The organism is Pseudomonas sp. LG1D9 (assembly GCF_002949995.1).
In the GTDB taxonomy this organism is placed as follows: domain Bacteria; phylum Pseudomonadota; class Gammaproteobacteria; order Pseudomonadales; family Pseudomonadaceae; genus Aquipseudomonas; species Aquipseudomonas proteolytica.
The window spans coordinates 4,100,393-4,123,683 of sequence record NZ_CP026881.1 but is presented as its reverse complement, the minus strand read 5'-3'; the positions used below and the strand labels follow the sequence as shown (position 1 = coordinate 4,123,683).

Sequence of the window (23,291 nt, the reverse complement as noted above, 5' to 3'; positions counted from 1 at the left end):
TGCAATCTAGTCAGGCGCGGCGCGGTTGTCTGTAATGATTCGTAAAGCTGATAGGGCGTAATGTCATCCAGGGCAGCCCGATTTTCCCCGGTAAAAAAATAAGCACGCGCCCCCCTTCCCAAGCGCCTTGGCAGGAATAGAATAGCGAGCCTTCCGCAGTTCCCCCCCTTACCTCTTATTGATGACGTGCCATGTCCGATGCCAGTCCGTGTCTGAATTGCGGTGCCTGCTGTTCACACTTTCGCGTGTCTTTCTTTTGGGGCGAATGCGCTTCATCAGGCGGCACCGTGCCCGATGAACTGGTGGTACAGATCAACCCCAGCCGAGTGGCGATGATCGGCACCGACCAAAAGCCGGCGCGCTGCTGCAGCCTGGAAGGCGAAGTGGGCAGCGGCACACGCTGCTCGATCTACGCCCAGCGTTCCAGCGTATGCCGGGAGTTCGAAGCGTCATGGAGCCAGGGCGAAGTGAACGTCGATTGCGACGCCGCCCGCGCCGCGTTCGGCCTGGCGCCGCTTGAGCAACCGCCTTACGAGTACGAATTGCCGATCAGCGCTTAGAATCATTGGCTATGGTCAGCATGCCAAAATCGAAGAAGTCAAAATGCCATTACCGCTTGCGATTCCGTTGAGCCTTCTATACTCGAATCCATAGGTCATCGCCGCGCGCCGTGACACGAGATGACTCAAACGGGACATGCTATGGAATGGCTGGGTCTGCATTTTTTTACCCCCCTTCCCGAGAGCGGGCATTTATTACTCGATTGCACCCATAACCCCTTCCTGGTGCTACTGGCGTACCTGGTTGCCTGCGCAGCGGGCTTCGGCACCTTGGACATGGCTGAACGGGTCGGCCACGTTGACAACCCCACGGCAAAACGCCGCTGGCGCTGGATCGGCGCCGCTTGCCTGGCCGGCGGGATCTGGTCGACTCACTTCATCAGCATGCTGGCGTTCCAGGCGCCCATTGCCATCCATTACGAAGTGTTCATGACCGTTGCCTCCTTGTTGATCGCAATGGTCGCGTCGCTATTCGCCATGCAAACCCTCAGTCATGCGCAACTGCACTTTCATCAATACCTGGTCGCCTCCATCTGGATGGGCTTGGGCATCGCCCTGATGCATTACGTGGGCATGGCCGCCATGCGCTCCGAGGCCCAGGTGTATTTTTCCGGCGCGCTGTTCGGGTTGTCGGTGGCCATCGCCATCGGCGCCAGCCTGGCAGCCTTGCTGTTGTCCCATTACCTGCGCAGTGGCAGCGGGATGTTCCACCAACTGCTCAAGTACGGCGCCAGCCTGGTGCTCGGCGCCGGCATTCTCAGCATGCACTTCACCGGCATGGCCGCCATGCAACTGCTGCTGCCCACAGGGGCTGTGCCGCCGCTGCCAATCGACAATCACCCGACGCAACTGGGGCTGTCGGTGGCCGTCATCACATTGCTGGTGATCGGCAGCAGCATCAGTGCGGCCCTCGCCGACAAGAAACTGCAGCACAAGGAACGCGACCTGCGTCGGGTCAATACCCTGCTGAGCGAACTGGACCAGGCGCGCGCGTCCCTGCAGCAAGTCGCCCACTATGATGCCTTGACCAGCCTGCTCAATCGCCGGGGTTTCAACCAGATCTTCGCCGAAAAGCTCGCACAGAAATCCCTCGACGGGGGCATGCTGGCGGTGATTTTCCTCGACATCGACCACTTCAAGCGGATCAACGACAGCCTGGGCCATGACGCCGGCGATGAGCTGCTGACGGTCCTGGCCGGGCATATCAAGAGTTCGGTACGCAGCCACAATGATGTAGTGGCGCGGTTTGGCGGCGATGAGTTCTGCATCCTGATCAATATCCATCATCGCGACGAAGCGCGGCACATGGCCCAGCGCATCATGCTGAAAATGAAAGAGCCCATCGAGCTGGCCGGCCGGCGCATGGTGATGACCACCAGCATCGGTATCAGCGTGTTTCCCGAGGATGGGACCACCAGCGAGGAACTGCTGAAAACCGCCGACCTGGCGCTCTATCAGTCCAAGGATGGCGGGCGCAACAGCTTGAATTTCTTCAGCTCCAACCTGAAAACCCGGGCCTCTCTTGAACTGCAACTGGAAGAGGAACTGCGTAACGCACTACGCAACCAAAAAGAACTGGTCCTGCATTACCAACCGATTCTCGACCTGCGCAAAGGCAAAGTCACCCGGCTTGAAGCCCTGGTGCGCTGGCAACATCCCGTCCATGGTTTGCTGGCGCCCGACCGGTTTATCGGTATTGCCGAAAACAACGGGCTGATCGCCGAACTGGACAACTGGGTACTACGCCAGGCCTGTGCCGACCTGAGTTGGCTGACGGAACAGGGCCACCCCGACCTGAGCATGGCCGTCAACTGCTCGGCCCTTAACCTGGCCCGTGACGAACTGGCGGACGAGATCGAATATGCCCTGCGCAGCAGTGGTATCGCTGCCAGCCGCCTGGAACTGGAAGTGACCGAAAATGCCTTGATGGGCAACATCAGCAGCACCCTGATCCTGCTGCGGCAAATCCGCGCGCTGGGCGTTTCGCTGTCCATCGATGACTTCGGCACCGGCTACTCCTCCCTTTCCTATCTCAAGCGTTTGCCCCTCAATACCTTGAAAATCGATCGGTCCTTTATCCAGGACATTCCCAAATCCACCACCGATATGGAGATTGTCCAGGCGATCATCGGCATGGCCCACACCCTGCACCTGCAGGTCATCACCGAAGGGGTGGAAACTGCGCAGCAACTGGAGCTTCTGATCAAGCATGGTTGCGACTATGTGCAGGGTTATCTGCTTAGTGCAGCAGTGCCGGCCAATGAAGTCAGCGCGTTGATCATCGCGCTGGATCAGCACAACCCGCTCACACCGTTAAGCCAGGCAAGCGGCAAGGACACCTCTTCGGTGGTACGTCCCATCCGTTGACTCGCAAAAGCCTTGGCATATCGCCATCATTTTGATTAAAGAACGCCGACGAACGGCCGATTCATGAGAGTCCGGCGCCGCTTTTCCCTAGAAAAAATAGGGTTAAGACGGGTCGCTGAGGCCTAAAACGCACTGTAAAAGTCGCGAACTCTCACTCGGTGATGGCTCTTTGATGCTTTCCAGCCATCCGTCCAGGCACATGGCGCACAATGACTTCTAAAAATAATCCTGTTACTGCGGTATCCGACGTGTTGCTGACAGCTCCTGCGGAAAAACCCTCAGGTTCAAAGTCATTGAACAGTCAACGTGCGCTGGGCACCCAGCAATACCTGTACTTCACCGAAACCAACACCGACCGCATCCTCGACAACCTCGACGGCCTGCGCGACATGGTGTTCCCACGCCCGCCGCACCTTGAGGGCGACAGCGAGTTACGCAGCGAGCAGGAATTTCCCTCGGTCTGCCTGATCGGCTTGGGGCGCTGCGGTTCCAACATTGCCCTGGATGTCGCGGAGCTGGTCTACAACGCGCGCAAGTTCTACTTGAACGAGTTCAGCACCGAAGACAAATCCTACGTTGAAAAGGGCTACAGCCCTGCCCAATGGATCCGCAACAACCTGCGCCTGGGCGCCAGCAAGGCCAGCAAGCCGGTATTCCTGGTAGAACCGTTGGTGATGCTCGGCGACCTGGACAAAGACATCGCCGGGCGCATCCGTTTTTCCCGCAAGGGCGAAAAAAGCGGCTTTTTGCGCGACTACAGCAAGATGAAAATCATGGACCTGTCGGAAGTGCACGCCGGTGGCGCCGGTAACGCACCGATCCTCGGCCAGTACCTGGCCAAGATCATCCTCAACAAAGACACCCAGCGTTTTTCCAGCCCCGACTGGAAGATGATCCATTCGTACCTGATCGATTCCTGCGGGATCAAGGCCAACCAGTCGCGCCTGTACTTCTCGATCTTCAGCGCCGGCGGCGGCACCGGCTCGGGCATGGCCTCGGAATTTGGCCTGGCCCAACAGCACTCGTACATGAACAAGACCTTCGACACCAAGCCCGCCGACGAGCACGACAGCAAGAGCGGCCACGCCTTTGTGTTCGAGCCGATCTTCACCAGCGGCATTTGCGTGCTACCGAATATCTCCGATCACCGCAGCGAAATGTCCGAGGCTCTGCACATCAACGCCGGGCGGCTGCTGTGCAAGTACCTGTCGGAGGAATGGGACTTCTCGTACAACTTCGACAATGAAGACAGCAGCGAGGCCAGCGTCAAAGGGCGTATTCGCCCGTGGAACGCCATGATGCTGATCTCCAACGACATCATGCGTTACGCCGAAGAAAGCGACGATGGCAACATCCAGAACATTGACGTCAATGCCATGGAAAAACACGCCAACCAGTACATCTCACAGCAGATCTTCAACATTCTGACGGCCCAGGCGGTGACAACCGACTACGACCAGAACTATTTCCGCCGGGCCGGCATTGATATCGGTGAAACCATTCGCCTGGACGCCAACGACCTGTTCATGAGCCTGGCCGGGCCGGTGGCGATTGCCTATGCCGAGTCTGTGGTCCCGGAAACCCCGGCGCCGTCGAATGACAAGTTCAAGGTGTTCGAAAAAGAACCGCAGCGCTTGAACATCGATGACCTGTTCTTCCGCTCCATCGACCTGCCCCACTTCAACAAGGTCACCCAGGCCATCGAAGGCATCAGCCTGCTGCCGATCGAGTCCAAGCGCTATCGGGCGTCGCTGGAGCAGTACAAGAATTCCGGCTACGACGCGGCGGCCCTGCATGACCTGCACTTCTTCAAGAACTGCTCGTCGGTGGTGTCCATCGTCTCCCTGCCCAAGGACTACAAACTGTCCTATATGGACCTGAACCGGCTCAAGACGCACCTCAACAGCCTGTTCCCCAACACCACCCTCAAGCGTTACGCACTGGTGATCGGCGCCTCGGCCAACCTGTCGCTGACCACGCTGATCGCCAAGAGCCCGTGCCTGTCGGATGATTTCCTGACGTTGATCGTGGCCTTTATCAAACGCTGCTTTGCCCGCAACCCGTACCGCTTCGACGAGACGCTGGACAACTCGATCCTGGACTTCATCATCCATGAAGACTTCGACGAGGACCGTATTGACGAGTTGCTCAACGAATTCGAGAACCCGGCGAAAATCCTCGATACCAACTGGTACGCGATCAAGCCGATGTATGAGAAGAAGTACCGCGAGCTGATCAATGACAAAGAGAAGTTTGTCTCGATCAACGACATCCGCCTGTCGCGGGACTGTGTGAAGAAGGCGATCAAGTACCTGCGTGAGATTTATCGTCACCGGATTGGCAAGACCAAGGTTATTTCCTTGAATAACCATACCGGGAAGACGGCCTAGACCGCGGCGCGGCCTTCGCGGGCAAGCCCGCTCCCACAGTTGACCGAGGTCCACCCTTGGAATGCGGTCGACTGTGGGCGGGCTTGCTCGCGAAAGCGGTCTGCCAGGCGACAATATCCATAACCTTGCCACACCAAGAAACAATTCCCCGAGCCATTCGCGGCCCGCAAAACTGTTCCCATGACGTTTACGTCACCCTCGCCTGTGACCTTTCTTCACGGCCAGTTGCCATCATGGCGAAAGCGGTTACTCCGCTACACACTTCCCACCGGGAAAAACTCGCACCATTTCAGTGCTAGCATTTAATTCAATGCCCTTTCCTGGATCAGAATCCACGGCGAAACCACCACCGCCCACAGACTCGGATCACGCTCCAGCAGGTCCAATGCCCGCGTCGCAGACACTTCGCCAAGGCTCCCCGAGGCCAGCCAGGCGGCCACTTTGTCCCGGCTGTCCTCGGCCATGCCCTCGGCGGCTTCGATCAAATCTAGGCCCGCGTCGACCCACAATAGGGCACCCTTGGCGAAGAACGGCTCAAGCTCCTTCCAGGAAATTTCCGCGGTTTCGCCGAGCAGCTTGGCATAGAGGGTGCTAGGTTCTTGCGTCATGGGAACTCACCTGAGGAAAAAATCGGCGCAATCATACCGTCGAGACTTCCTCAGAAAAACCCAGTTGCAATTGAGGCACCGATTGAAAGCGTCAGGAACGCCAAGGATTGCCCGAGACTCTGGCATTCACCCGCCGCAATTCTGTCTTTTTCTTTCATTTAAGCGACATACCCAGGGTTTGCCCCCAGTAGCTAGCTTTTCAAGCGATCAACCGGCGCTCTACACTGTACCGGTACAGTTGCCAGGCCGCTGCCGGGGGGATATCCGAGATATCTGATCCGGTTCTGTAGCCCACAAGGCCGCTAGAACTATAAAAAATACAACAGTAAGAGTGGAGCACTATGAATAAGGCTACTAAGCAGATTTCCAAACTGTTTGCCGCTATGGTCCTGGCTGGGGTTGCCGGCCATTCGTTCGCAGCTGACACCATCAAGATCGGTATTGCCGGCCCTAAAACCGGCCCTGTGACCCAATACGGCGATATGCAGTTCATGGGCGCCAAGCAAGCCATCAAAGACATCAACGCCAAGGGCGGTGTCGACGGCAAGATGCTCGAAGCCAAGGAATACGATGACGCTTGCGACCCTAAACAAGCCGTTGCCGTAGCCAACAAAGTGGTCAACGACGGCGTCAAGTTCGTTGTCGGCCACCTCTGCTCCAGCTCCACTCAACCCGCTACCGACATCTACGAAGACGAAGGCGTGATCATGATCACGCCTGCCGCCACCAGCCCGGAAATCACCGCTCGTGGCTACAAGCTGGTCTTCCGTACCATCGGCCTGGACAGCGCCCAGGGCCCAGCGGCCGGCAACTACATCGCCGACCACGTCAAGCCGAAGGTCGTTGCAGTACTGCACGACAAGCAACAGTACGGTGAAGGCATCGCCACTGCGGTCAAGCAGACCCTCGAGAGCAAAGGCACCAAGGTTGCCGTGTTCGAAGGCCTGAACGCCGGTGACAAAGACTTCTCCTCGATCATCCAGAAGCTCAAGCAAGCCAACGTCGACTTCGTCTACTACGGCGGCTACCACCCAGAACTGGGCCTGATCCTGCGCCAGTCCCAGGAAAAAGGCCTGAAAGCCAAGTTCATGGGTCCGGAAGGCGTGGGTAACGACTCCATCTCGCAAATCGCCCAGAAAGCCTCCGAAGGCCTGCTGGTCACCCTGCCGAAATCCTTCGACGCAGACCCTGCCAACAAGGCAATCGTCGACGCACTCAAGGCTGACGGCAAAGACCCAAGCGGTCCGTTCGTGTTCCCAGCCTACTCGGCGGTGGAAATCATTGCCGGCGGCATCGCTGCTGCCAAAAGCGAAGACACCACCAAAGTGGCCGAGGCCATCCACGCGGGTACCTTCAAGACCCCAACCGGCGACCTGAGCTTCGACGCCAAGGGCGACCTGAAAGACTTCAAGTTCGTGGTCTACGAATGGCACTTCGGTCAACCAAAAACCGAAGTTTCCCCTCAGTAAGCCAGGCGTTACTGGACAACAAGCCCACTGTGCAAGCAGTGGGTTTTGTTTTACGAGGTTTATGGGCCACGCACCCGCGATCCGGGCGCTGGTTCACCTGAAAATCTTAAAACCGTCACCAGCGGTTCGCTGGCAAATGCTTTGTGCAAATGTGCTCACAGAACACAGCACCAGGCTGGAAGATGACTCCACCAGTGAAATGCGTATCGGGTTTTTAGGAGCGCTGTAATGCCTGAGATCTATCATTTTTTCCAACAGCTGGTTAATGGCCTGACCATTGGCAGCACCTATGCCTTGATAGCCATTGGCTACACAATGGTTTACGGCATCATTGGAATGATCAACTTCGCCCACGGCGAGGTGTACATGATTGGCTCCTATGTGGCTTTCATCGCCATTGCCGGGTTGGCCATGATGGGTATCCACTCCCTGCCGCTGTTGATGACTGCCGCGTTCCTTGCGTCAATCGTCGTAACCAGTGCCTACGGCTACAGTATCGAACGCGTTGCGTACCGCCCCTTGCGTGGCAGCAACCGCCTGATCCCGTTGATTTCCGCCATCGGCATGTCGATTTTCCTACAGAACACCGTATTGCTATCCCAGGACTCCAAGGACAAGTCCATTCCCAACCTGATCCCGGGCAGTATTTCCTTCGGGCCGGGCGGTGCAGAAGAAGTCCTGATTTCCTACATGCAGATCCTGGTCTTCGTCGTCACCCTGGTGGCGATGCTCGGCCTGACCCTGTTCATCTCCCGCTCCCGTCTGGGGCGCGCCTGCCGGGCCTGCGCCGAAGACATCAAGATGGCCAACCTGTTGGGCATCAACACCAACAACATCATTGCCCTGACCTTCGTGATCGGTGCTGCATTGGCCGCCGTCGCGGCGGTGCTGCTGAGCATGCAGTATGGCGTGATCAACCCCAACGCCGGCTTCCTGGTGGGCCTCAAAGCCTTTACCGCGGCGGTTCTGGGCGGCATCGGCAGTATTCCGGGCGCCATGCTCGGGGGGCTGGTGCTGGGTGTGGCCGAAGCCTTTGGTGCCGATATCTTCGGCGACCAGTACAAGGACGTGGTGGCCTTCGGTCTATTGGTTCTGGTGCTGTTATTCCGGCCGACCGGCATCCTGGGCCGTCCGGAGGTTGAGAAAGTATGAGCAGATATCTTAAATCGGCGTTTTTCAGCGCCTTGCTGGTATGGGCCGTGGCCTTTCCGGTACTCGGGCTCAAGTTGAGCATTGTCGGGATCAACCTTGAAGTACACGGCACCGGGCCGGTGACACTGACCATCATCGCCCTGTGCTCGGTGCTGATGTTCCTGCGGGTACTGTTCACCCAGCAGGTTGGTGCGCTGCTCAAGTCCAACCGGGGCCCGCTGGTCTCGCCCAAGGTCAGCCAGTTCCTGACCCTGCCGCGCACCCAGCGCTACATCATCATCGGCCTGATCGTGGCCGCGTTGATCTGGCCATTCTTCGGCTCCCGTGGTGCGGTGGATATTGCCACCCTGATCCTGATCTACGTGTTGCTGGGCCTGGGCCTGAACATCGTGGTGGGCCTGGCCGGGCTGCTCGACCTGGGTTACGTGGGCTTCTACGCAGTCGGTGCCTACACCTACGCGCTGCTCTCGCACTACCTGGGCTGGAGCTTCTGGATCTGCCTGCCATTGGCCGGCATGGCGGCGGCGACGTTCGGCTTCCTGCTGGGCTTCCCGGTGTTGCGCCTGCGCGGTGACTACCTGGCCATCGTGACCCTGGGCTTCGGTGAAATCATCCGCCTGTTCCTGCGTAACCTCACCGATATCACCGGGGGTCCCAACGGCATCAGCAGCATTCCCAAGCCAACGTTCTTCGGCTTGTCGTTTGATCGCTCCGCTGCCGAGGGCATGCAGACCTTCCACGAGTACTTCGGGATTGCCTACAACCCGGTGAGCAAGGTGGTGTTCCTGTACCTGGTCGCCCTGCTGCTGGCCCTGGCCGCGCTGTTCGTGATCAACCGCCTGCTGCGCATGCCGATCGGGCGCGCGTGGGAAGCGCTGCGTGAAGACGAAATCGCTTGCCGCGCGCTGGGCCTGAATCCGACCATCATCAAGCTCTCCGCCTTTACCCTGGGTGCTGCGTTCGCCGGTTTTGCCGGTAGCTTCTTTGCTGCTCGCCAAGGCCTGGTGACGCCGGAGTCGTTTACCTTCATCGAGTCGGCAATCATCCTCGCCATCGTGGTATTGGGTGGTATGGGCTCGCAGCTGGGCGTGATTCTTGCGGCCATCGTGATGATCCTGCTGCCGGAACTGATGCGTGAGTTCAGCGAGTACCGCATGTTGATGTTCGGCGCCATGATGGTGCTGATGATGATCTGGCGCCCTCAAGGCCTGCTGCCCATGCAACGTCCACATATGGAGCTGCGCAAATGAGCCGCGAGATCCTGAAAGTCGAAAACCTGAGCATGCGTTTCGGCGGCTTGCTGGCGGTCAATGGCGTGGCCCTGACCGTCAAAGAGAAACAAGTGGTCGCCTTGATCGGCCCCAACGGCGCCGGCAAGACCACGGTGTTCAACTGCCTGACCGGTTTCTACAAGCCGGCCGGTGGCAGCATCCTGCTGGACGGCCAGCCGATCCAGGGCCTGGCCGGTCACGAGATCGCCCGCAAGGGCGTGGTGCGGACCTTCCAGAACGTGCGGTTGTTCAAGGACATGACCGCAGTGGAAAACCTGCTGATTGCCCAGCACCGTCACCTGAACACCAACTTCTTCGCAGGCCTGTTCAAGACCCCGGCGTTCCGCAAGAGCGAGCGCGAGGCCATGGAGTACGCCGCGTATTGGCTGGACAAGGTCAACCTCACCGAGTTTGCCAACCGCCCGGCCGGCACCCTGGCCTATGGTCAGCAGCGTCGCCTGGAAATCGCCCGCTGCATGATGACCCGCCCGCGGATCCTGATGCTCGACGAACCGGCGGCAGGCCTCAACCCCAAGGAAACCGAAGACCTCAAGGCGTTGATCGGTGTGCTGCGTGAAGAAAACAACGCCACCGTGCTGCTGATCGAGCACGACATGAAACTGGTCATGAGCATTTCCGACCATATCGTCGTGATCAACCAGGGCACGCCATTGGCCAACGGGACGCCGGAGCAGATCCGCGACAACCCGGAAGTGATCAAAGCCTATTTGGGGGAAGCGTAAATGCTGCAATTCGAAAACGTTTCCACTTTCTACGGCAAGATCCAGGCCCTGCACGACGTCAACGTGGAAGTGCGCCAGGGCGAGATCGTCACCCTGATCGGTGCCAACGGTGCCGGCAAGTCCACCTTGCTGATGACCCTGTGCGGTTCGCCCCAGGCTCACAGCGGCAGCATCCGCTACATGGGTGAGGAACTGGTGGGCCAGCACTCGGCAGCGATCATGCGCAAGAGCATTGCCGTGGTCCCGGAAGGCCGTCGGGTGTTTGCCCGCCTGACCGTGGAAGAAAACCTCGCCATGGGCGGGTTCTTTACCGACAAGGGCGATTACCAGGAGCAGATGGACAAGGTGCTGCACCTGTTCCCTCGGCTCAAGGAGCGTTTCAGCCAGCGCGGCGGCACCATGTCCGGCGGCGAACAGCAGATGCTCGCCATCGGCCGTGCGCTGATGAGCAAGCCTAAGCTGCTGCTGTTGGACGAACCTTCCCTGGGCCTGGCGCCGATCATCATCCAGCAGATCTTCGACATCATCGAGCAACTGCGCAAGGACGGTGTGACGGTGTTTTTGGTGGAGCAGAACGCCAACCAGGCGTTGAAAATTGCCGACCGTGCCTATGTACTGGAAAACGGCCGGGTGGTGATGCAGGGCAGCGGCGAGCAATTGCTGACCGACCCGAAAGTGCGCGAGGCGTACCTGGGCGGCTAAAAACGGCGTAAAAAATGTGGGAGCGGGCTTGCCCGCGATGGCGGAGTGCCAGGGCCGGATGTATTGGCTGACGCACCTCTATCGCGGGCAAGCCCGCTCCCACATTTGTTTTGTGTGAACCGTAGAATTTGCGTTGTTTTCAAGTTTTCTTCGATCCCCGTGTAACGATCCCCTCCCCCCTTTCTCTAGTGGGGTAAGCAAGCACAAACGCTTTCTTACCTACCTCACTACTGGAGAAACACCATGACCACTACCACCCGTTCGCTGTCCGCCGCCACCCTCGTCCTGGCCCTGGGTTCTGCCTTGAGCCTGAGCACCCTGACCACTGTCGCCCATGCCGACGAGCCGAAGATGGAAAAATGCTTTGGCGTCGCCCTCAAAGGCAAGAACGACTGCGCCGCAGGCGCCGGCACCACCTGCGCGGGCACCTCGAATACCGACTACCAGGCCAACGCCTGGAACCTGGTCCCCGAGGGCACCTGCATGAAGATGGAAAGCAAAACCTCGCCAACCGGTTTTGGCCAACTGGAAGCCTTCAAGGCCAAATCCTGAATCCCCCGCCTGAGTACTGACGATGACGCTTTCATCCCTGCCTGATGTCGCCCAGGCTCAGGCTCCCGGCCTTCCGCGCCGGGCCGGGCTGGGGCTCAAGAGCGAGCACTTCCAGCAAGTGCTCGCTACCCTGCCCGACATTGGTTTTTTTGAGGTCCACGCCGAAAACTACATGGTGGCCGGCGGACCGTTCCACCACTACCTGGGGTTGATCCGCGAGCACTATGCGCTGTCGCTGCACGGCGTCGGCCTGTCCATCGGCGGCGAAGGCCCGCTGGACCACGCTCACTTGGCGCGCCTGGCGGCACTGGTGGAACGCTATCAACCCCACTCCTTTTCCGAACACCTGGCGTGGTCCAGCCACGGCCCGGTGTTTCTCAATGATCTGCTGCCCCTGGCCTATGACGACGCAACCCTCAAGCGGGTGTGCGAACACATTGACCAGGTACAAAGCACGCTCAAGCGGCGCATGTTGCTGGAGAACCCGTCGACCTACCTGCTGTTCCAACACTCCTCCCTGGACGAAACCGACTTTATCCGCGAGGTCATCCAGCGCACCGGCTGCGGCTTGTTGCTGGACGTGAACAACGTGTATGTGTCCTGCATCAATCATCAGCAGGATCCGTTGGCCTACCTCAATGCCTTGCCTTTGCACAGCGTGGGCGAGATTCATCTGGCGGGTTTTGCCGAAGATGCCGACAGCCTGGGTGATCGCCTGCTGATCGATGACCACGGAGCGCCGGTCGACAACGCCGTCTGGCAGTTGTATCAACAGGCACTGCAACGCACCGGCCCGGTGGCTACGCTGATCGAGCGCGACAACGATGTACCGGCCTTTAGCGTATTGCACGCCGAAGCCCGGCAAGCGGACCAGCATCTGCTGGCTGCGGCGGTGCACCCATGAACCGGCACGAACAGTTCGCCCAGGCCCTGCTTACGCCGGGCCTGCCATGCCCGGATGGATTATTCAGCCGCAATGGCGCCGAGCCTGCCAGCCGTTTTGCGGTGTATCGCAATAACGTCCACAGCTCATTGATCAACGCCCTGGCCGACAGTTATCCGGTGACCCAACAACTGGTGGGCGAGCATTTTTTCCGGGCGATGGCGGGGTTGTATATCCAGGCGTATCCGCCTATCAGCCCGCTGCTCCACGACTACGGCAGTGACCTGGCGGACTTTATCAAGGGCTTCGCCCCCGCTGCCGATGTGCCGTACGTGGCCGACGTGGCTCGACTGGAACGCTTGCGCATCAGTGCATATCACGCCATCGACACCCCCGTGGCCAATCCACACGCCGTGGTGAACCAACTGCAGCAGTTATCAAGTCTGGGCAACGTGCGCCTGCAATTGCATCCCTGCGTTGCCACCTTGCGCTCGGACTACGCCGTGGTGGCCCTATGGGCTGCGCACCAAACCACCGACCCCGTCGCCCGACTCGACCCCTGGCATGGGCAAAGTGCGCTGGTCCTGCGCAACGGCCTGGAGGTCGAAGTGTTTTGCATCGACAGCGGCTGCGTGACCTTCATCAACAGCCTGAACAACGATTGGCCCCTGGAAATGGCGATGGCATACGCCCTCGACGCGGCCAGCGAATTCGACCTGCACCAATGCCTGGGACTGCTGATCAACCACCGCGCCATCACCCAAATCAAGGTACACCCATGAATACTGCCGCCCCGTGCCTGAGTGCACGCATCACTCAAACCTTCGAAAAAATCCCCTACAGCCTGATCGCCCTTGTCGCACGCTTTTCCATTGCGGCGGTGTTCTGGAAGTCTGGCCAGACCAAGGTCCAGGGGTTTGCCGTCGACCTGATAGATGGCACCTTCGAACTGGGCATGCCCCACCTGGCCAGCTCCACCGTGCCGTTGTTTCGAAGTGAATACCGGCTACCGTTTGTGCCCGCAGAAGTGGCCGCCTACCTGGCGACGTTCGCCGAGCACCTTTTCCCGGTCCTGATTCTGCTGGGGCTCGCCACGCGTTTTTCAGCGCTGGCGTTACTGGGCATGACCCTGGTGATTCAACTGTTTGTCTATCCGGATGCCTACCCGACCCACGGCACCTGGATCGCGTTGCTCCTGGTATTGATGGCCAAGGGGCCAGGACGGCTATCGATTGATCACTGGATCGCCCGGCGCTGGCGCTAGAGCCGGTCCAACGCTTCGCCGTTGCGCTTGAACCAGCCCACCAGGTAATCGGCCAGCACTTGGGTGCGACGCGGTAGCCCGCCCTGATACGGGTGCACCAGGTACATCGGCATGCTGCGGGTCTGATAATCACGCAAGAGCCAACGAAGCCGGCCGTCAGCCAATTCCTCTTGCAACAGATAGGACGGCAACCGTGCGATACCGGCCCCCACCAGCGCGGCCTTTTTCAGCAGGTTGTAGTGGTTGGAGGCAAACGTGCCATCCACCCGCACTCGCAACAGCTCGTGCTGCTGGTGATACAACCACTCTTCACGCCCACTGTAATGGCTGTTGAGTAAACAGCGGTGCCCAACCAGATCCGCGGGTGTCAGCGGCTCACCGTACTGTTGCAGATATGCCGGGCTGGCACAGGTCATTTCATGCCAGGCCAACAGGGGCTTGGCGACCAGGCGCTCATCGTTGGCAACCTCTGAGCGTACCGCCAGATCAAAACCGTCCCTGGCCAAGTCTCGATAATTATTGCTCAGATCCACTTCGACCTGCACTTGCGGGTACTGGCGGGAAAACTCCAATAACAGGCCATCAAAGAAGGTTTCGCCCAGGGAAACCGGAACCGTCATACGCACCGGCCCGGCCACATCGTCTTTCAGCCGGGCCAATGCCTGACGTGCGCGGTCCACCTGGATGACCAGCGCCTGGGCTTGTGGCAGCAGGGCCGCGCCGGCAGCGGTCAGATTCAGTCGGCGGGTGGTGCGGTGCAGTAACACCACCGAGAACTGTGCCTCCAGCTGGCTGATGCGCTTGGACAACTGCCCCTTGCTGCAGCCCAGTTGCTGGGCTGCCAGGGTAAAGCTGCCGGCTTCGATCAACACCGCAAACGCCGCCAGGTCGTCCATCTCGCTCATGGATTGTTTCCAATTGAAAACCAAAGGTTGCCTATTAGTGCGCTTATCTACCGAAAAAACCACTCTAGACTGCAGGCTCACTTGAACCCTTTGAGGTACCACACCATGAAAATCCTGTTGATTGGCGCCAGCGGCACGGTGGGCTCGGCAGTCAAGGCCGAGCTGTCCCAGCGCCACGAAGTGATCAGCATTGGGCGCAAGAGCGGCGACTTTCAGGTCGATATCAGCGACAGCGCGTCGATCCGCCAACTGTTTGCGCAAACTGGCAAGTTCGACGCCCTGGTCTGCGCCGCCGGCAACGTCAACTTCGTGCCCCTGGGCGACATGGATGCCAGCCACTTCGACCTCGGCCTGCAAGACAAACTGATGGGCCAGGTCAACCTGCTGCTGATCGGCCGCGAATTTGCCAACGACGGTGCGTCGTTCACCTTCACCAGCGGCATCCTCAATCGCGACCCGATCCGCACCGGCGCTTCGGCCGCACTGGTCAATGGCGCCATCGATGCCTTCATCAAAGCGGCGGCGATTGAATTGCCACGGGGCTTGCGCATCAATTCGGTGAGTCCGACCGTGTTGGTGGAGGCTATGGGCAGCTATGCGCCGTACTTCAGGGGCTTCAAGCCGGTTCCTGCGGCGGAGGTGGCATTAGCCTACGCAAAGAGTGTTGAAGGCTTACAGACCGGACAGACTTACATCGTCGGCTGAACGGCGGCCGGTCAGTATCACTCGAGCAGCGATGGCATCATCTCCAGCAACTGGTCACGGGGAATGGAAAACGTCAGGGCGGGGCGGTCAAGGACACTCTGAACCGTCGCGGTATTGAGCTGCCGGCCATTGAGATACAGCGTTATCCGTTTGTGCATGGCCAACAGGCTCAGGGCTCTTGTACGCGCCCTGGCCTCGGGCGTCAGCGTCACGTGGACTTGAATAAACTCAGGCCGGGGTACAGAGGCTTTTTTCAGGCTCACCGTGATCTCGGTAAAGTCGGTCTGTGAGCTGTAGAACAGCTTGGCCGGAGCCTGGGCCCAGGCCAGGGGCGTCATCCAGACCAGGGCGAAAAAGGCCCATCGAAGGTTCATACATGTGCTCCTTTGAAAAGCTTGAACGTTGCACAAGGTTGGCACAGCAAACAGAGGAAAAGGCTTAAATCCGCGCGCCATTAAAATGCTGAAACCTAATCGCACGCCATCCTCGGCTTGTGATGCAGCGCCAGCCTGCGTAACGTGGCGGCACTTGTCAGGAGACCCGATAATGCTTGCCGCCCGTACCCTTGCTCTGTTTGCCCTGCTGCCCTTGTTCGCTGCCTGCCAGGTGTTTGAACGCGATCCGGCGACGCCCTCCACTGCGGGCCTGACTCGCATGCAAGGCGAATTGACGGCCATCGGCGACAAATTGCTGTTCCAGCCCTGCCATGACCAGCGTAACTACGTGGTCAACGATACCGGCGGTACCAGCATCCTCCAGGAAGCGGCGTCCCTGGCCGGCCAGCAAGGGGCGTTGTTTGCCGACTTGCGCGGCAAATTTTCCGGGGTCGCCAGCGGCACCCAGGGCCAGGTGGAGCTGCAACAGCTGTACCGCGTCGAACGCTCGACCTCAGCCTGTGACGACCCGGACTTCAAGCGTATGATCCTGCGCGCCAACGGGCACAAGCCAGCCTGGGCACTGAATGTGACCAACAAGGGCATGGTCCTGCAACGCGAAGGCCAGCCACCGTTGCCGGTGCCTTATGTGGAAGAGCAACTGGGTGACGGCCGTTTCAACCTCACCACCGAAGCCAACGGCCAGCAGATTGAACTGTGGGTCGCGCCCCAGCGCTGCATCGATAGCGTCAGCGGCAGCCTGCAACACATGAGCGCCGAACTTCGGATCAACGGTCAAGTGCAGCGTGGCTGCGCGGCATTTGGCGGCTCGCGAGACGACTGATTCGCCCCTGGGCGGTTTTAGCATGACGGGAATGCGTCGTTGGGGCTTATAATCGCCGGTTTGCAAAACCGCCGGCCCTACCAAACGCCGCATATCGGATCCTGTCATGCTACGAATCACCGAACTCAAGCTGCCCATCGACCATCCCGAAGAAGACCTGCGGCCTGCCATCGTGCAGCGCCTGGGCATCGCCAGTGATGATCTGCTCGATTTCACCCTGTTCAAACGCAGCTACGATGCTCGCAAGAAATCGTCGGAGCTGTGCTTTATCTACACCGTCGACCTTGAGGTCAAGGGTGAAGCTGCCCTGCTGCTCAAGTTCGCCGACGACCGCAATATCAATGCCGCGCCCGATGTCAGCTACAAGGTCGTGGGCCAGGCGCCGGCAGACCTGAGCGAGCGGCCCATCGTTGTCGGCTTCGGCCCTTGCGGGATCTTTGCCGGGTTGTTGCTGGCGCAGATGGGTTTCAAGCCGATCATCCTCGAACGCGGCCGCGAAGTGCGCCAACGTACCAAGGACACCTGGGGCCTGTGGCGCAAAAGCGTACTCAACCCCGAGTCCAACGTGCAGTTCGGCGAGGGCGGCGCCGGGACCTTTTCCGACGGCAAGCTCTACAGCCAGATCAAGGACCCGAAGTTCCACGGGCGCAAGGTCTTGCATGAGTTCGTCAAGGCCGGCGCGCCGGATGAGATCCTCTATGTCAGCAAGCCGCACATCGGCACCTTTCGTCTGACCGGTGTGGTGGAAAACATGCGCCAGCAGATCATCGCCCTGGGCGGTGAGGTGCGTTTTGAACAGCGGGTCACCGACGTGCTGATCGAAGACGACCAGTTGAATGGCGTGGTGGTCGCTGGGGGCGAACAGATCCTCTCCAAGCATGTGATTCTTGCCCTCGGCCACAGCGCCCGCGACACCTTCCGCATGCTCCACGGCCGTGGTGTGTACATGGAAGCCAAGCCGTTTTCGGTGGGCTTTCGCATCGAACACCCGCAATCGCTGATCGACGCCGCACGCCTGGGCAAGTATGCCGGGCACCCGAAACTGGGCGCGGCCGACTACAAGCTGGTGCACCACGCCAAGAACGGCCGTTCGGTATACAGCTTCTGTATGTGCCCGGGCGGTACGGTGGTTGCGGCCACTTCCGAGCCAAATCGGGTCGTGACCAATGGCATGAGCCAGTACTCGCGTAACGAGCGTAATGCCAACTCCGGGATCGTGGTCGGCATCACCCCGGAAGTGGACTACCCCGGTGGCCCTCTGGCCGGGATCGAATTGCAGGAGCGCCTGGAGTCCCACGCGTTCATCCTCGGCGGCAGCAACTACGAAGCGCCGGCGCAACTGGTCGGTGATTTCATCGCCGGCAAGCCGTCCACCGCCATTGGAACTGTGGAACCGTCCTACAAGCCAGGTGTAGCCCTCGGTGACTTGGCCCTGGCCTTGCCAGACTTCGCCATCGAGGCCATCCGCGAAGCGTTGCCGGCCTTTGAGAAGCAGATCAAGGGCTACTCGCTGCACGACGCGGTACTGACCGGGATCGAGACCCGCACTTCGTCGCCGCTGCGGATCACCCGCGATGCGTCGATGCAGAGCTTGAATGTCAAAGGCCTGTTCCCGGCCGGCGAAGGCGCCGGTTATGCCGGTGGGATCTTGTCGGCAGGCGTTGACGGGATTCGGATTGCCGAAGCCGTGGCCCGGGATATCCTCGGCATCGAGGCCTGACAGCTCACCCGCAAACGCCCCTCTCTATCGTGGGAGCCGGACTTGCCCGAGATGGCCACCATAGGTATCTACACAACTTTCAGAAACTGACGAACTTTCCTGTGGCGAGCGGGCTTGCCCCGCGCTGGGCTGCGAAGCAGCCCTAAACCCGGCCATCAGAGGTTTATCTGAAGAAACGCGGAGGGCTTTTTGGGGCTGCTTCGCAGCCCAGCGCGGGGCAAGCCCGCTCGCCACTGGAGAGTTGTGTAGATACCTACGGCCATCGCGGGCAAGCCCGGCTCCCAAAATGGTTTCCATACACAGGAAGTTTTAGATATTGGCGCGCAGGATGCTGTCCGGCAACGGCTCGCCCCGCTCGACACTGGCTGCAACAGCGTCAATCAGCTCCTCCAACTCATACCCTTGCCCGAGCAGCCACGCATCGTCGTAATAGGTCGTGGCATAACGCTCGCCCCCATCACACAGAATCGCCACGATAGACCCCGACTCTCCTGCCGCCTGCATCTGCTGCGCGGCAATCAACGCGCCAATCAGATTGGTACCGCTGGAACCCCCGACCCGCCGTCCCAAGCGTTGCGCCAGGTAATGCATGGCCGCCAACGACAAGGCATCCGGCACCTTGACCATCGCATCAATCACCTTGGGCAGGAATGACGCTTCTACCCGTGGCCGGCCAATGCCCTCGATCCGCGAACCGCAGTCCAGGCGCAGGCTGGCATCACCGGTCTGGTAGTACTCGAAGAACACCGAACGCTCGGCGTCGGCGCATAACACCCGGGTGCAATGCTGGCGATAACGCACATAACGCCCGAGGGTCGCGGTGGTACCGCCGGTACCCGGGCTGGAAATCAGCCAGCTTGGCTCGGGATGCCGCTCGAAACGCAACTGCTGGAAGATCGACTCGGCAATATTGTTGTTCGCCCGCCAGTCGGTGGCCCGTTCGGCGTAGGTGAACTGATCCATGAAGTGCCCGCCGCTTTCCTGCGCCAGGCGCTCGGATTCGGCGTAGATCTGCGTGGGATCCTGCACCAGATGGCTCTTGCCGCCGTAAAAGGCGATCTGCGCAATCTTTTCCTGGGAGGTGGTGGCCGGCATCACCGCAATGAACGGCAGGCCCAACAAGCGCGCGAAGTACGCCTCGGAAATCGCCGTCGAGCCGCTGGAGGCTTCGATCACCGGCGCGCCCGGCTTGAGCCAGCCGTTGCACAGGGCATACAGGAACAAAGAGCGGGCCAACCGGTGCTTGAGGCTCCCGGTAGGGTGGCTGGACTCATCCTTGAAATACAACTCGATCCCCGGCAAACCCGGCAGCGGTAGGGGGATCAGGTGGGTGTCGGCGCTGCGCTGGAAGTCCGCTTCAATAATGCGGATGGCCTCTCGGGCCCACGGACGGTGGTCGCTCATGCTCAGGTTCCATTAAGTTTTCAGGCTTGATCTTAAGGACTTTCCTACACTGCACACAGATACAGTCATGACTCAATTCGATACACAATTGCCAGGCTTTGACGCAATCCATACAACGACGCTTTTATATAACAAAAAAGAATATAACTTTTGTTTTAACAACTAACAGTACGGGTTAGGGTACGCCCCTATTGAACTTTGATTGGAGAGCATCCCTTGCCTCTGCGTAGCACGTTTACCCGTTTCTTCCAGCTCGAAGCGGCCAGTGGTCTGTTACTGATCGCTGCGGCCGCCTTGGCCCTGATCATCAACAATTCGCCGCTGTCCTCGTTCTATAACAGCTTTCTTGAAGTGCCCGTCGCCGTCCAGATCGGCGCCCTGCAAATCGCCAAGCCTTCACTGCTATGGATCAACGACGGCCTGATGGCCCTGTTCTTCCTGCTGATCGGCCTGGAGGTCAAGCGCGAGTTGCTCGACGGCCACCTGTCAAAGCCATCCCAGGTCGTGCTGCCAGGCGCAGCGGCTATCGGCGGCATGGTGGTGCCGGCGCTGATCTACTGGGCGCTGAACAAGGATAACCCGGCGGCGCTGGGCGGCTGGGCCATCCCGATGGCCACCGATATCGCCTTTGCCCTCGGCGTGCTGGCACTGCTGGGCAAGCGTGTCCCGGTGTCGCTGAAGCTGTTCCTGATGACCCTGGCGATCATTGATGACTTGGGCGCCATCATTGTCATCGCGATTTTCTACTCCGGCGACCTGTCCACCGCGTCGCTGGCAGGCGCTGGCGCGTGCCTTGTCGCACTGATAGCCATGAACCGCCTGGGGGTGGTGAAGCTCGGGCCCTATCTGATCATCGGCCTGATCCTGTGGGTCTGCGTACTCAAGAGTGGTGTGCACGCAACCCTGGCCGGCGTCACCCTGGCGTTCTGCATTCCGCTGCGCACCAAGAACGCCGAGCCATCGCCCCTGCTGAGCCTGGAACACGCCCTGCACCCGTGGGTGGCGTACGGCATCCTGCCGCTGTTCGCGTTTGCCAACGCTGGTGTGTCCCTGGCCGGGGTCAACCTGGAAAGCTTCACCCACCATGTGCCTATGGGTATCGCCGCAGGCCTGCTGCTGGGCAAGACCGTCGGTGTGTTTGGCCTGACCTGGCTCGCAGTGAAAACCGGCCTTGCGGCCCTGCCGACTGGCGCCAATTGGGGCCAAGTCATGGGCGTGGCCATCCTGTGTGGTATCGGCTTCACCATGAGCCTGTTTGTCGGTTCGCTGGCGTTCGTACCACGCAGTAGCGAATACGCCGGGATGGACCGGATGGGCATACTCACCGGTTCGATCCTTGCTGCATTGATTGGTTATGCAGTGACAGCGATGGCCAGTCGCAAGCAGGTGACGGTCAACGCATAACGCGTAACGAGGGGGCAGGCTTTTCCTGCCCCCTCATTCTTTAAGCCTCTTCTCCCCTCGCTTACAGCACCTTCCTACATTTTTTCTCGTGCTCCTCCCATAACGTCGCACATCCGACTTCAAGAACGGATGTCGCGGTGTAACTCGCCAGGAGGGCATGATGGCCAACAACCAAGACAGACCGCAGGTCTGGCGCTCCTACGGGACCGGCACCGGTGGCTATCGCCGCCTGGAACCTATGAACGAGCGCGAACTGGCGGCCCGCGAGGCGCTCCAGCAACCCTACAACGCAATGCTCGCCCGCCAGCAGGCCTACGAAGCAAAGCTTCAACCGGCTTCAGAACCGAACCCTGCTCCTGTCGTCGGGTGCGTTTTCGCCAAGTCCTGCAACTTGCCGGACGCCATCATCAGCTACAACAACCCGTCTGGTTACATTCCCCTGGAGCGCCTCGCAGACTATGGCGAACATGCGGTGCTGGGCCTGGTCGCACGCCTAGTAGGTATCGACCCACAGACAAAGATAGATCGCACCACAGATGAGCTTTACCACGGCCATGTGAGGTCTTGGGAAGAGCTTCATCAAGACATGAAAAATGCGCTGATAAAAGCGGGTAAAACCAACCGCAAAGGAAAAACTCTCGGAGCAGAAAAATGAACATCCACTATCACGACCCGGATATGAGCCATGAGGAAGCAGTAAGTAGTCTTGCCGCTGGAGACGAACGAAAGGTAGCAACTGCACTGATTTCTATCGGGCTTAATGAAAAAAATAGCGCCTGGGCTCAGGAGACCTGCTTAGAACATATAAGTCATGACAACCAAGCGATTGCCTCAGCTGCCATAGTCGCTGTAGGTCATATCGCGCGTCGATTCAGAACATTGGACACCGCTAAGGTGTCTGCGGCAATGCACCAGGCTGGGCAAAAACACCCATCACTGAGCGGCGTGATAAGTAGCGCGCGAGATGACATCGAAATATTCACCTGATCGCTCCCTCCAACCCGTCACTCAATCTGAGAGTTTTTCCTTCACGGCGCCCCTTTAACCAGTAAAAGATGGAGCCCGTCGATGGTTACAACATATCCCGGCAGTAAACTTGGAGGTGAGCTAGAGCCGTTAATAATCAAATCCATCTCCACGAAAATCCAAAAAAAGAAAAAAGAGTCGCACCATGAGATATCTGATTGAAGCCTTCGATAAGGTTACTGACCTCCAAGTGTTTGTAATCGAGCTACCTCATGGGTGCGAGGACAAGTTGAAAACCATAATGCAATGGTCCGAAGAGCAACATGGCTGGGAGGGCTACAACCTGACCCCCGCTCAACTGACGGCTATAGAAACCTTAGCCGGCAGAGTGATAAATGACTCTATTCATCACTTCCAACTTACTTGCAACGTTTAACGCGCCCGCCCGAAATTAAAAATCATATTAAGAAAATCCGTAGCCAAACTGAAAAAACCCCGACCAGTCACCCGGTCGGGGTTTTTCTTTTACTGTGTGACGCTTAGCGGGTAACGCGACTGGTCCCGTCTACGGTCATGATGCGCACGCGGTCGCCGATGCGGAAGATTTCGTTTTCCTGCACGGCCTGGACGTAGGCGCGCATGCTGCCGTCGTCTTCGCGCACGGTGATTTCAACGCCCTGGGTGCGGGTCAGGCCTTCTTCGGTGGCCGAGCCCAGCAGGCCGCCCGCCACGGCACCGATAACGGCGGTGACGATGCTGCCGCGACCGCCGCCGATGGCGCTACCACCAACACCGCCGATGACTGCGCCTGCTGCGCCGCCGATTGGGGTCTTGGTGCCTTCGATCTTGACCGGACGCAGGGATTCAATGGTGCCCATGCGCACGCTCTGCACGCGACGGGCTTCGTCACGGGAATACGAGTCGCCGGTCAGACTGGAGGCGCAGCCACCCAGCAGCAACGACATGGTGGTAAAGCAGGCAACCAGCAGAACAGACTTACGCATAGCA

General features: G+C 59.2%; 23 protein-coding genes. 18 read left to right on the top strand and 5 right to left on the bottom strand.

The genetic code is table 11. The annotated features are described in order from the left end of the window. Positions 1-191: 191 nt before the first annotated feature. The 3 genes from C5F71_RS19285 to C5F71_RS19275 all read left to right on the top strand — a co-directional run bounded on the left by C5F71_RS19285 (position 192) and on the right by C5F71_RS19275 (position 5,317). On the top strand, positions 192-560 hold the full coding sequence (locus tag C5F71_RS19285) for a YkgJ family cysteine cluster protein (RefSeq protein ID WP_029297096.1): 369 nt from the start codon (positions 192-194) through the stop codon (positions 558-560). Between the two features lie 141 nt (positions 561-701). Then, a complete protein-coding gene (locus C5F71_RS19280; RefSeq protein ID WP_104911740.1) occupies positions 702-2,927 on the top strand; it encodes a bifunctional diguanylate cyclase/phosphodiesterase in 2,226 nt (741 codons plus the stop codon). A 209-nt stretch (positions 2,928-3,136) separates the two neighbouring features. Next, positions 3,137-5,317, top strand: coding sequence for a hypothetical protein (locus tag C5F71_RS19275; protein WP_029297104.1), 2,181 nt, complete (start codon positions 3,137-3,139; stop codon positions 5,315-5,317). Positions 5,318-5,619: 302 nt separating this feature from the next. Here the strand turns inward: C5F71_RS19275 and C5F71_RS19270 are convergent, their stop codons facing one another. Next, on the bottom strand, positions 5,620-5,925 hold the full coding sequence (locus C5F71_RS19270; protein ID WP_104911739.1) for a DUF2288 domain-containing protein: 306 nt from the start codon (positions 5,923-5,925) through the stop codon (positions 5,620-5,622). 341 nt (positions 5,926-6,266) lie between these two features. On the opposite strand from C5F71_RS19270, the gene C5F71_RS19265 reads away from it, so the two are divergent. The 9 genes from C5F71_RS19265 (at position 6,267) to C5F71_RS19225 (ending at position 13,961) form a co-directional block, all read left to right on the top strand. Beyond that, positions 6,267-7,394 (top strand): branched-chain amino acid ABC transporter substrate-binding protein, encoded by a 1,128-nt coding sequence (locus C5F71_RS19265; protein WP_104911738.1) that lies wholly within the window; start codon positions 6,267-6,269, stop codon positions 7,392-7,394. A 228-nt stretch (positions 7,395-7,622) separates the two neighbouring features. Next, positions 7,623-8,546, top strand: a complete 924-nt coding sequence (gene livH / locus C5F71_RS19260; RefSeq protein WP_029297109.1) for a high-affinity branched-chain amino acid ABC transporter permease LivH — start codon at positions 7,623-7,625, stop codon at positions 8,544-8,546. After that, positions 8,543-9,796 (top strand): high-affinity branched-chain amino acid ABC transporter permease LivM, encoded by a 1,254-nt coding sequence (locus C5F71_RS19255; protein WP_029297111.1) that lies wholly within the window; start codon positions 8,543-8,545, stop codon positions 9,794-9,796. Before livH ends, C5F71_RS19255 begins: the two co-directional genes overlap by 4 nt. Beyond that, on the top strand, positions 9,793-10,560 hold the full coding sequence (livG, locus tag C5F71_RS19250; protein WP_038446527.1) for a high-affinity branched-chain amino acid ABC transporter ATP-binding protein LivG: 768 nt from the start codon (positions 9,793-9,795) through the stop codon (positions 10,558-10,560). The genes C5F71_RS19255 and livG overlap by 4 nt, the downstream gene beginning before the upstream one ends. Continuing rightward, positions 10,561-11,262: an ABC transporter ATP-binding protein gene (locus C5F71_RS19245; protein WP_029297115.1), complete on the top strand. Its 702-nt coding sequence runs from the start codon at positions 10,561-10,563 to the stop codon at positions 11,260-11,262. It abuts the gene before it with no gap. A 243-nt stretch (positions 11,263-11,505) separates the two neighbouring features. Then, on the top strand, positions 11,506-11,814 hold the full coding sequence (locus C5F71_RS19240) for a DUF2282 domain-containing protein (RefSeq protein ID WP_092234093.1): 309 nt from the start codon (positions 11,506-11,508) through the stop codon (positions 11,812-11,814). A 22-nt stretch (positions 11,815-11,836) separates the two neighbouring features. Further along, positions 11,837-12,718, top strand: coding sequence for a DUF692 domain-containing protein (locus tag C5F71_RS19235; RefSeq protein ID WP_104911737.1), 882 nt, complete (start codon positions 11,837-11,839; stop codon positions 12,716-12,718). Then, positions 12,715-13,479: a DNA-binding domain-containing protein gene (locus tag C5F71_RS19230; RefSeq protein ID WP_104911736.1), complete on the top strand. Its 765-nt coding sequence runs from the start codon at positions 12,715-12,717 to the stop codon at positions 13,477-13,479. Before C5F71_RS19235 ends, C5F71_RS19230 begins: the two co-directional genes overlap by 4 nt. Continuing rightward, a complete protein-coding gene (locus tag C5F71_RS19225; protein WP_104911735.1) occupies positions 13,476-13,961 on the top strand; it encodes a DoxX family protein in 486 nt (161 codons plus the stop codon). Before C5F71_RS19230 ends, C5F71_RS19225 begins: the two co-directional genes overlap by 4 nt. Here C5F71_RS19225 and C5F71_RS19220 read toward each other — a convergent pair. Continuing rightward, complete coding sequence (locus C5F71_RS19220; protein WP_070995768.1) at positions 13,958-14,866, bottom strand: LysR family transcriptional regulator; 909 nt, start codon at positions 14,864-14,866, stop codon at positions 13,958-13,960. The two genes, C5F71_RS19225 and C5F71_RS19220, sit on opposite strands and share 4 nt — an antisense overlap. Positions 14,867-14,971: 105 nt before the next feature. On the opposite strand from C5F71_RS19220, the gene C5F71_RS19215 reads away from it, so the two are divergent. After that, positions 14,972-15,571 carry a short chain dehydrogenase gene (locus C5F71_RS19215; protein WP_104911734.1) on the top strand — a complete coding sequence of 200 codons (600 nt, stop codon included), beginning with the start codon at positions 14,972-14,974 and terminating at the stop codon, positions 15,569-15,571. 17 nt (positions 15,572-15,588) lie between these two features. Here C5F71_RS19215 and C5F71_RS19210 read toward each other — a convergent pair whose 3' ends face one another. Continuing rightward, positions 15,589-15,945: a hypothetical protein gene (locus C5F71_RS19210; RefSeq protein ID WP_104911733.1), complete on the bottom strand. Its 357-nt coding sequence runs from the start codon at positions 15,943-15,945 to the stop codon at positions 15,589-15,591. 172 nt (positions 15,946-16,117) lie between these two features. Here C5F71_RS19210 and C5F71_RS19205 point away from each other — a divergent pair, with 172 nt between their 5' ends. Together C5F71_RS19205 and C5F71_RS19200 are read left to right on the top strand one after the other, a co-directional pair. Beyond that, positions 16,118-16,789, top strand: a complete 672-nt coding sequence (locus tag C5F71_RS19205; RefSeq protein ID WP_070995765.1) for a COG3650 family protein — start codon at positions 16,118-16,120, stop codon at positions 16,787-16,789. A 106-nt stretch (positions 16,790-16,895) separates the two neighbouring features. After that, positions 16,896-18,509: an NAD(P)/FAD-dependent oxidoreductase gene (locus tag C5F71_RS19200; RefSeq protein ID WP_104911732.1), complete on the top strand. Its 1,614-nt coding sequence runs from the start codon at positions 16,896-16,898 to the stop codon at positions 18,507-18,509. 309 nt (positions 18,510-18,818) lie between these two features. Here the strand turns inward: C5F71_RS19200 and C5F71_RS19195 are convergent, their stop codons facing one another. Then, positions 18,819-19,913, bottom strand: coding sequence for a PLP-dependent cysteine synthase family protein (locus C5F71_RS19195; protein ID WP_104911731.1), 1,095 nt, complete (start codon positions 19,911-19,913; stop codon positions 18,819-18,821). A gap of 216 nt (positions 19,914-20,129) precedes the next feature. On the opposite strand from C5F71_RS19195, the gene nhaA reads away from it, so the two are divergent. From nhaA to C5F71_RS19180, 3 genes are all read left to right on the top strand, one after another. Next, positions 20,130-21,317, top strand: a complete 1,188-nt coding sequence (gene nhaA / locus C5F71_RS19190; protein ID WP_104911730.1) for a Na+/H+ antiporter NhaA — start codon at positions 20,130-20,132, stop codon at positions 21,315-21,317. A gap of 160 nt (positions 21,318-21,477) precedes the next feature. Next, positions 21,478-21,972 carry a colicin E3 gene (locus C5F71_RS29380; protein ID WP_256587923.1) on the top strand — a complete coding sequence of 165 codons (495 nt, stop codon included), beginning with the start codon at positions 21,478-21,480 and terminating at the stop codon, positions 21,970-21,972. Next, entirely contained in the window at positions 21,969-22,304 is a 336-nt protein-coding gene (locus C5F71_RS19180) for a hypothetical protein (RefSeq protein WP_029297138.1), read from the top strand. Before C5F71_RS29380 ends, C5F71_RS19180 begins: the two co-directional genes overlap by 4 nt. Before the next feature lie 518 nt (positions 22,305-22,822). On the opposite strand, the gene C5F71_RS19170 is transcribed toward C5F71_RS19180, so the two are convergent. Continuing rightward, complete coding sequence (locus C5F71_RS19170; RefSeq protein ID WP_029297142.1) at positions 22,823-23,287, bottom strand: glycine zipper 2TM domain-containing protein; 465 nt, start codon at positions 23,285-23,287, stop codon at positions 22,823-22,825. Positions 23,288-23,291: the final 4 nt, after the last annotated feature.

Excerpts from the sequence above, each read along its gene's own strand:
- C5F71_RS19285 (WP_029297096.1), top strand. The coding sequence starts at position 192 with ATGTCCGATGCCAGTCCGTGTCTGAATTGCGGTGCCTGCTGTTCACAC.
- C5F71_RS19280 (WP_104911740.1), top strand. The coding sequence starts at position 702 with ATGGAATGGCTGGGTCTGCATTTTTTTACCCCCCTTCCCGAGAGCGGG.
- C5F71_RS19275 (WP_029297104.1), top strand. The coding sequence starts at position 3,137 with ATGACTTCTAAAAATAATCCTGTTACTGCGGTATCCGACGTGTTGCTG.
- C5F71_RS19270 (WP_104911739.1), bottom strand. The coding sequence starts at position 5,925 with ATGACGCAAGAACCTAGCACCCTCTATGCCAAGCTGCTCGGCGAAACC.
- C5F71_RS19265 (WP_104911738.1), top strand. The coding sequence starts at position 6,267 with ATGAATAAGGCTACTAAGCAGATTTCCAAACTGTTTGCCGCTATGGTC.
- livH (WP_029297109.1), top strand. The coding sequence starts at position 7,623 with ATGCCTGAGATCTATCATTTTTTCCAACAGCTGGTTAATGGCCTGACC.
- C5F71_RS19255 (WP_029297111.1), top strand. The coding sequence starts at position 8,543 with ATGAGCAGATATCTTAAATCGGCGTTTTTCAGCGCCTTGCTGGTATGG.
- livG (WP_038446527.1), top strand. The coding sequence starts at position 9,793 with ATGAGCCGCGAGATCCTGAAAGTCGAAAACCTGAGCATGCGTTTCGGC.
- C5F71_RS19245 (WP_029297115.1), top strand. The coding sequence starts at position 10,561 with ATGCTGCAATTCGAAAACGTTTCCACTTTCTACGGCAAGATCCAGGCC.
- C5F71_RS19240 (WP_092234093.1), top strand. The coding sequence starts at position 11,506 with ATGACCACTACCACCCGTTCGCTGTCCGCCGCCACCCTCGTCCTGGCC.
- C5F71_RS19235 (WP_104911737.1), top strand. The coding sequence starts at position 11,837 with ATGACGCTTTCATCCCTGCCTGATGTCGCCCAGGCTCAGGCTCCCGGC.
- C5F71_RS19230 (WP_104911736.1), top strand. The coding sequence starts at position 12,715 with ATGAACCGGCACGAACAGTTCGCCCAGGCCCTGCTTACGCCGGGCCTG.
- C5F71_RS19225 (WP_104911735.1), top strand. The coding sequence starts at position 13,476 with ATGAATACTGCCGCCCCGTGCCTGAGTGCACGCATCACTCAAACCTTC.
- C5F71_RS19220 (WP_070995768.1), bottom strand. The coding sequence starts at position 14,866 with ATGAGCGAGATGGACGACCTGGCGGCGTTTGCGGTGTTGATCGAAGCC.
- C5F71_RS19215 (WP_104911734.1), top strand. The coding sequence starts at position 14,972 with ATGAAAATCCTGTTGATTGGCGCCAGCGGCACGGTGGGCTCGGCAGTC.
- C5F71_RS19210 (WP_104911733.1), bottom strand. The coding sequence starts at position 15,945 with ATGAACCTTCGATGGGCCTTTTTCGCCCTGGTCTGGATGACGCCCCTG.
- C5F71_RS19205 (WP_070995765.1), top strand. The coding sequence starts at position 16,118 with ATGCTTGCCGCCCGTACCCTTGCTCTGTTTGCCCTGCTGCCCTTGTTC.
- C5F71_RS19200 (WP_104911732.1), top strand. The coding sequence starts at position 16,896 with ATGCTACGAATCACCGAACTCAAGCTGCCCATCGACCATCCCGAAGAA.
- C5F71_RS19195 (WP_104911731.1), bottom strand. The coding sequence starts at position 19,913 with ATGAGCGACCACCGTCCGTGGGCCCGAGAGGCCATCCGCATTATTGAA.
- C5F71_RS29380 (WP_256587923.1), top strand. The coding sequence starts at position 21,478 with ATGGCCAACAACCAAGACAGACCGCAGGTCTGGCGCTCCTACGGGACC.
- C5F71_RS19180 (WP_029297138.1), top strand. The coding sequence starts at position 21,969 with ATGAACATCCACTATCACGACCCGGATATGAGCCATGAGGAAGCAGTA.
- C5F71_RS19170 (WP_029297142.1), bottom strand. The coding sequence starts at position 23,287 with ATGCGTAAGTCTGTTCTGCTGGTTGCCTGCTTTACCACCATGTCGTTG.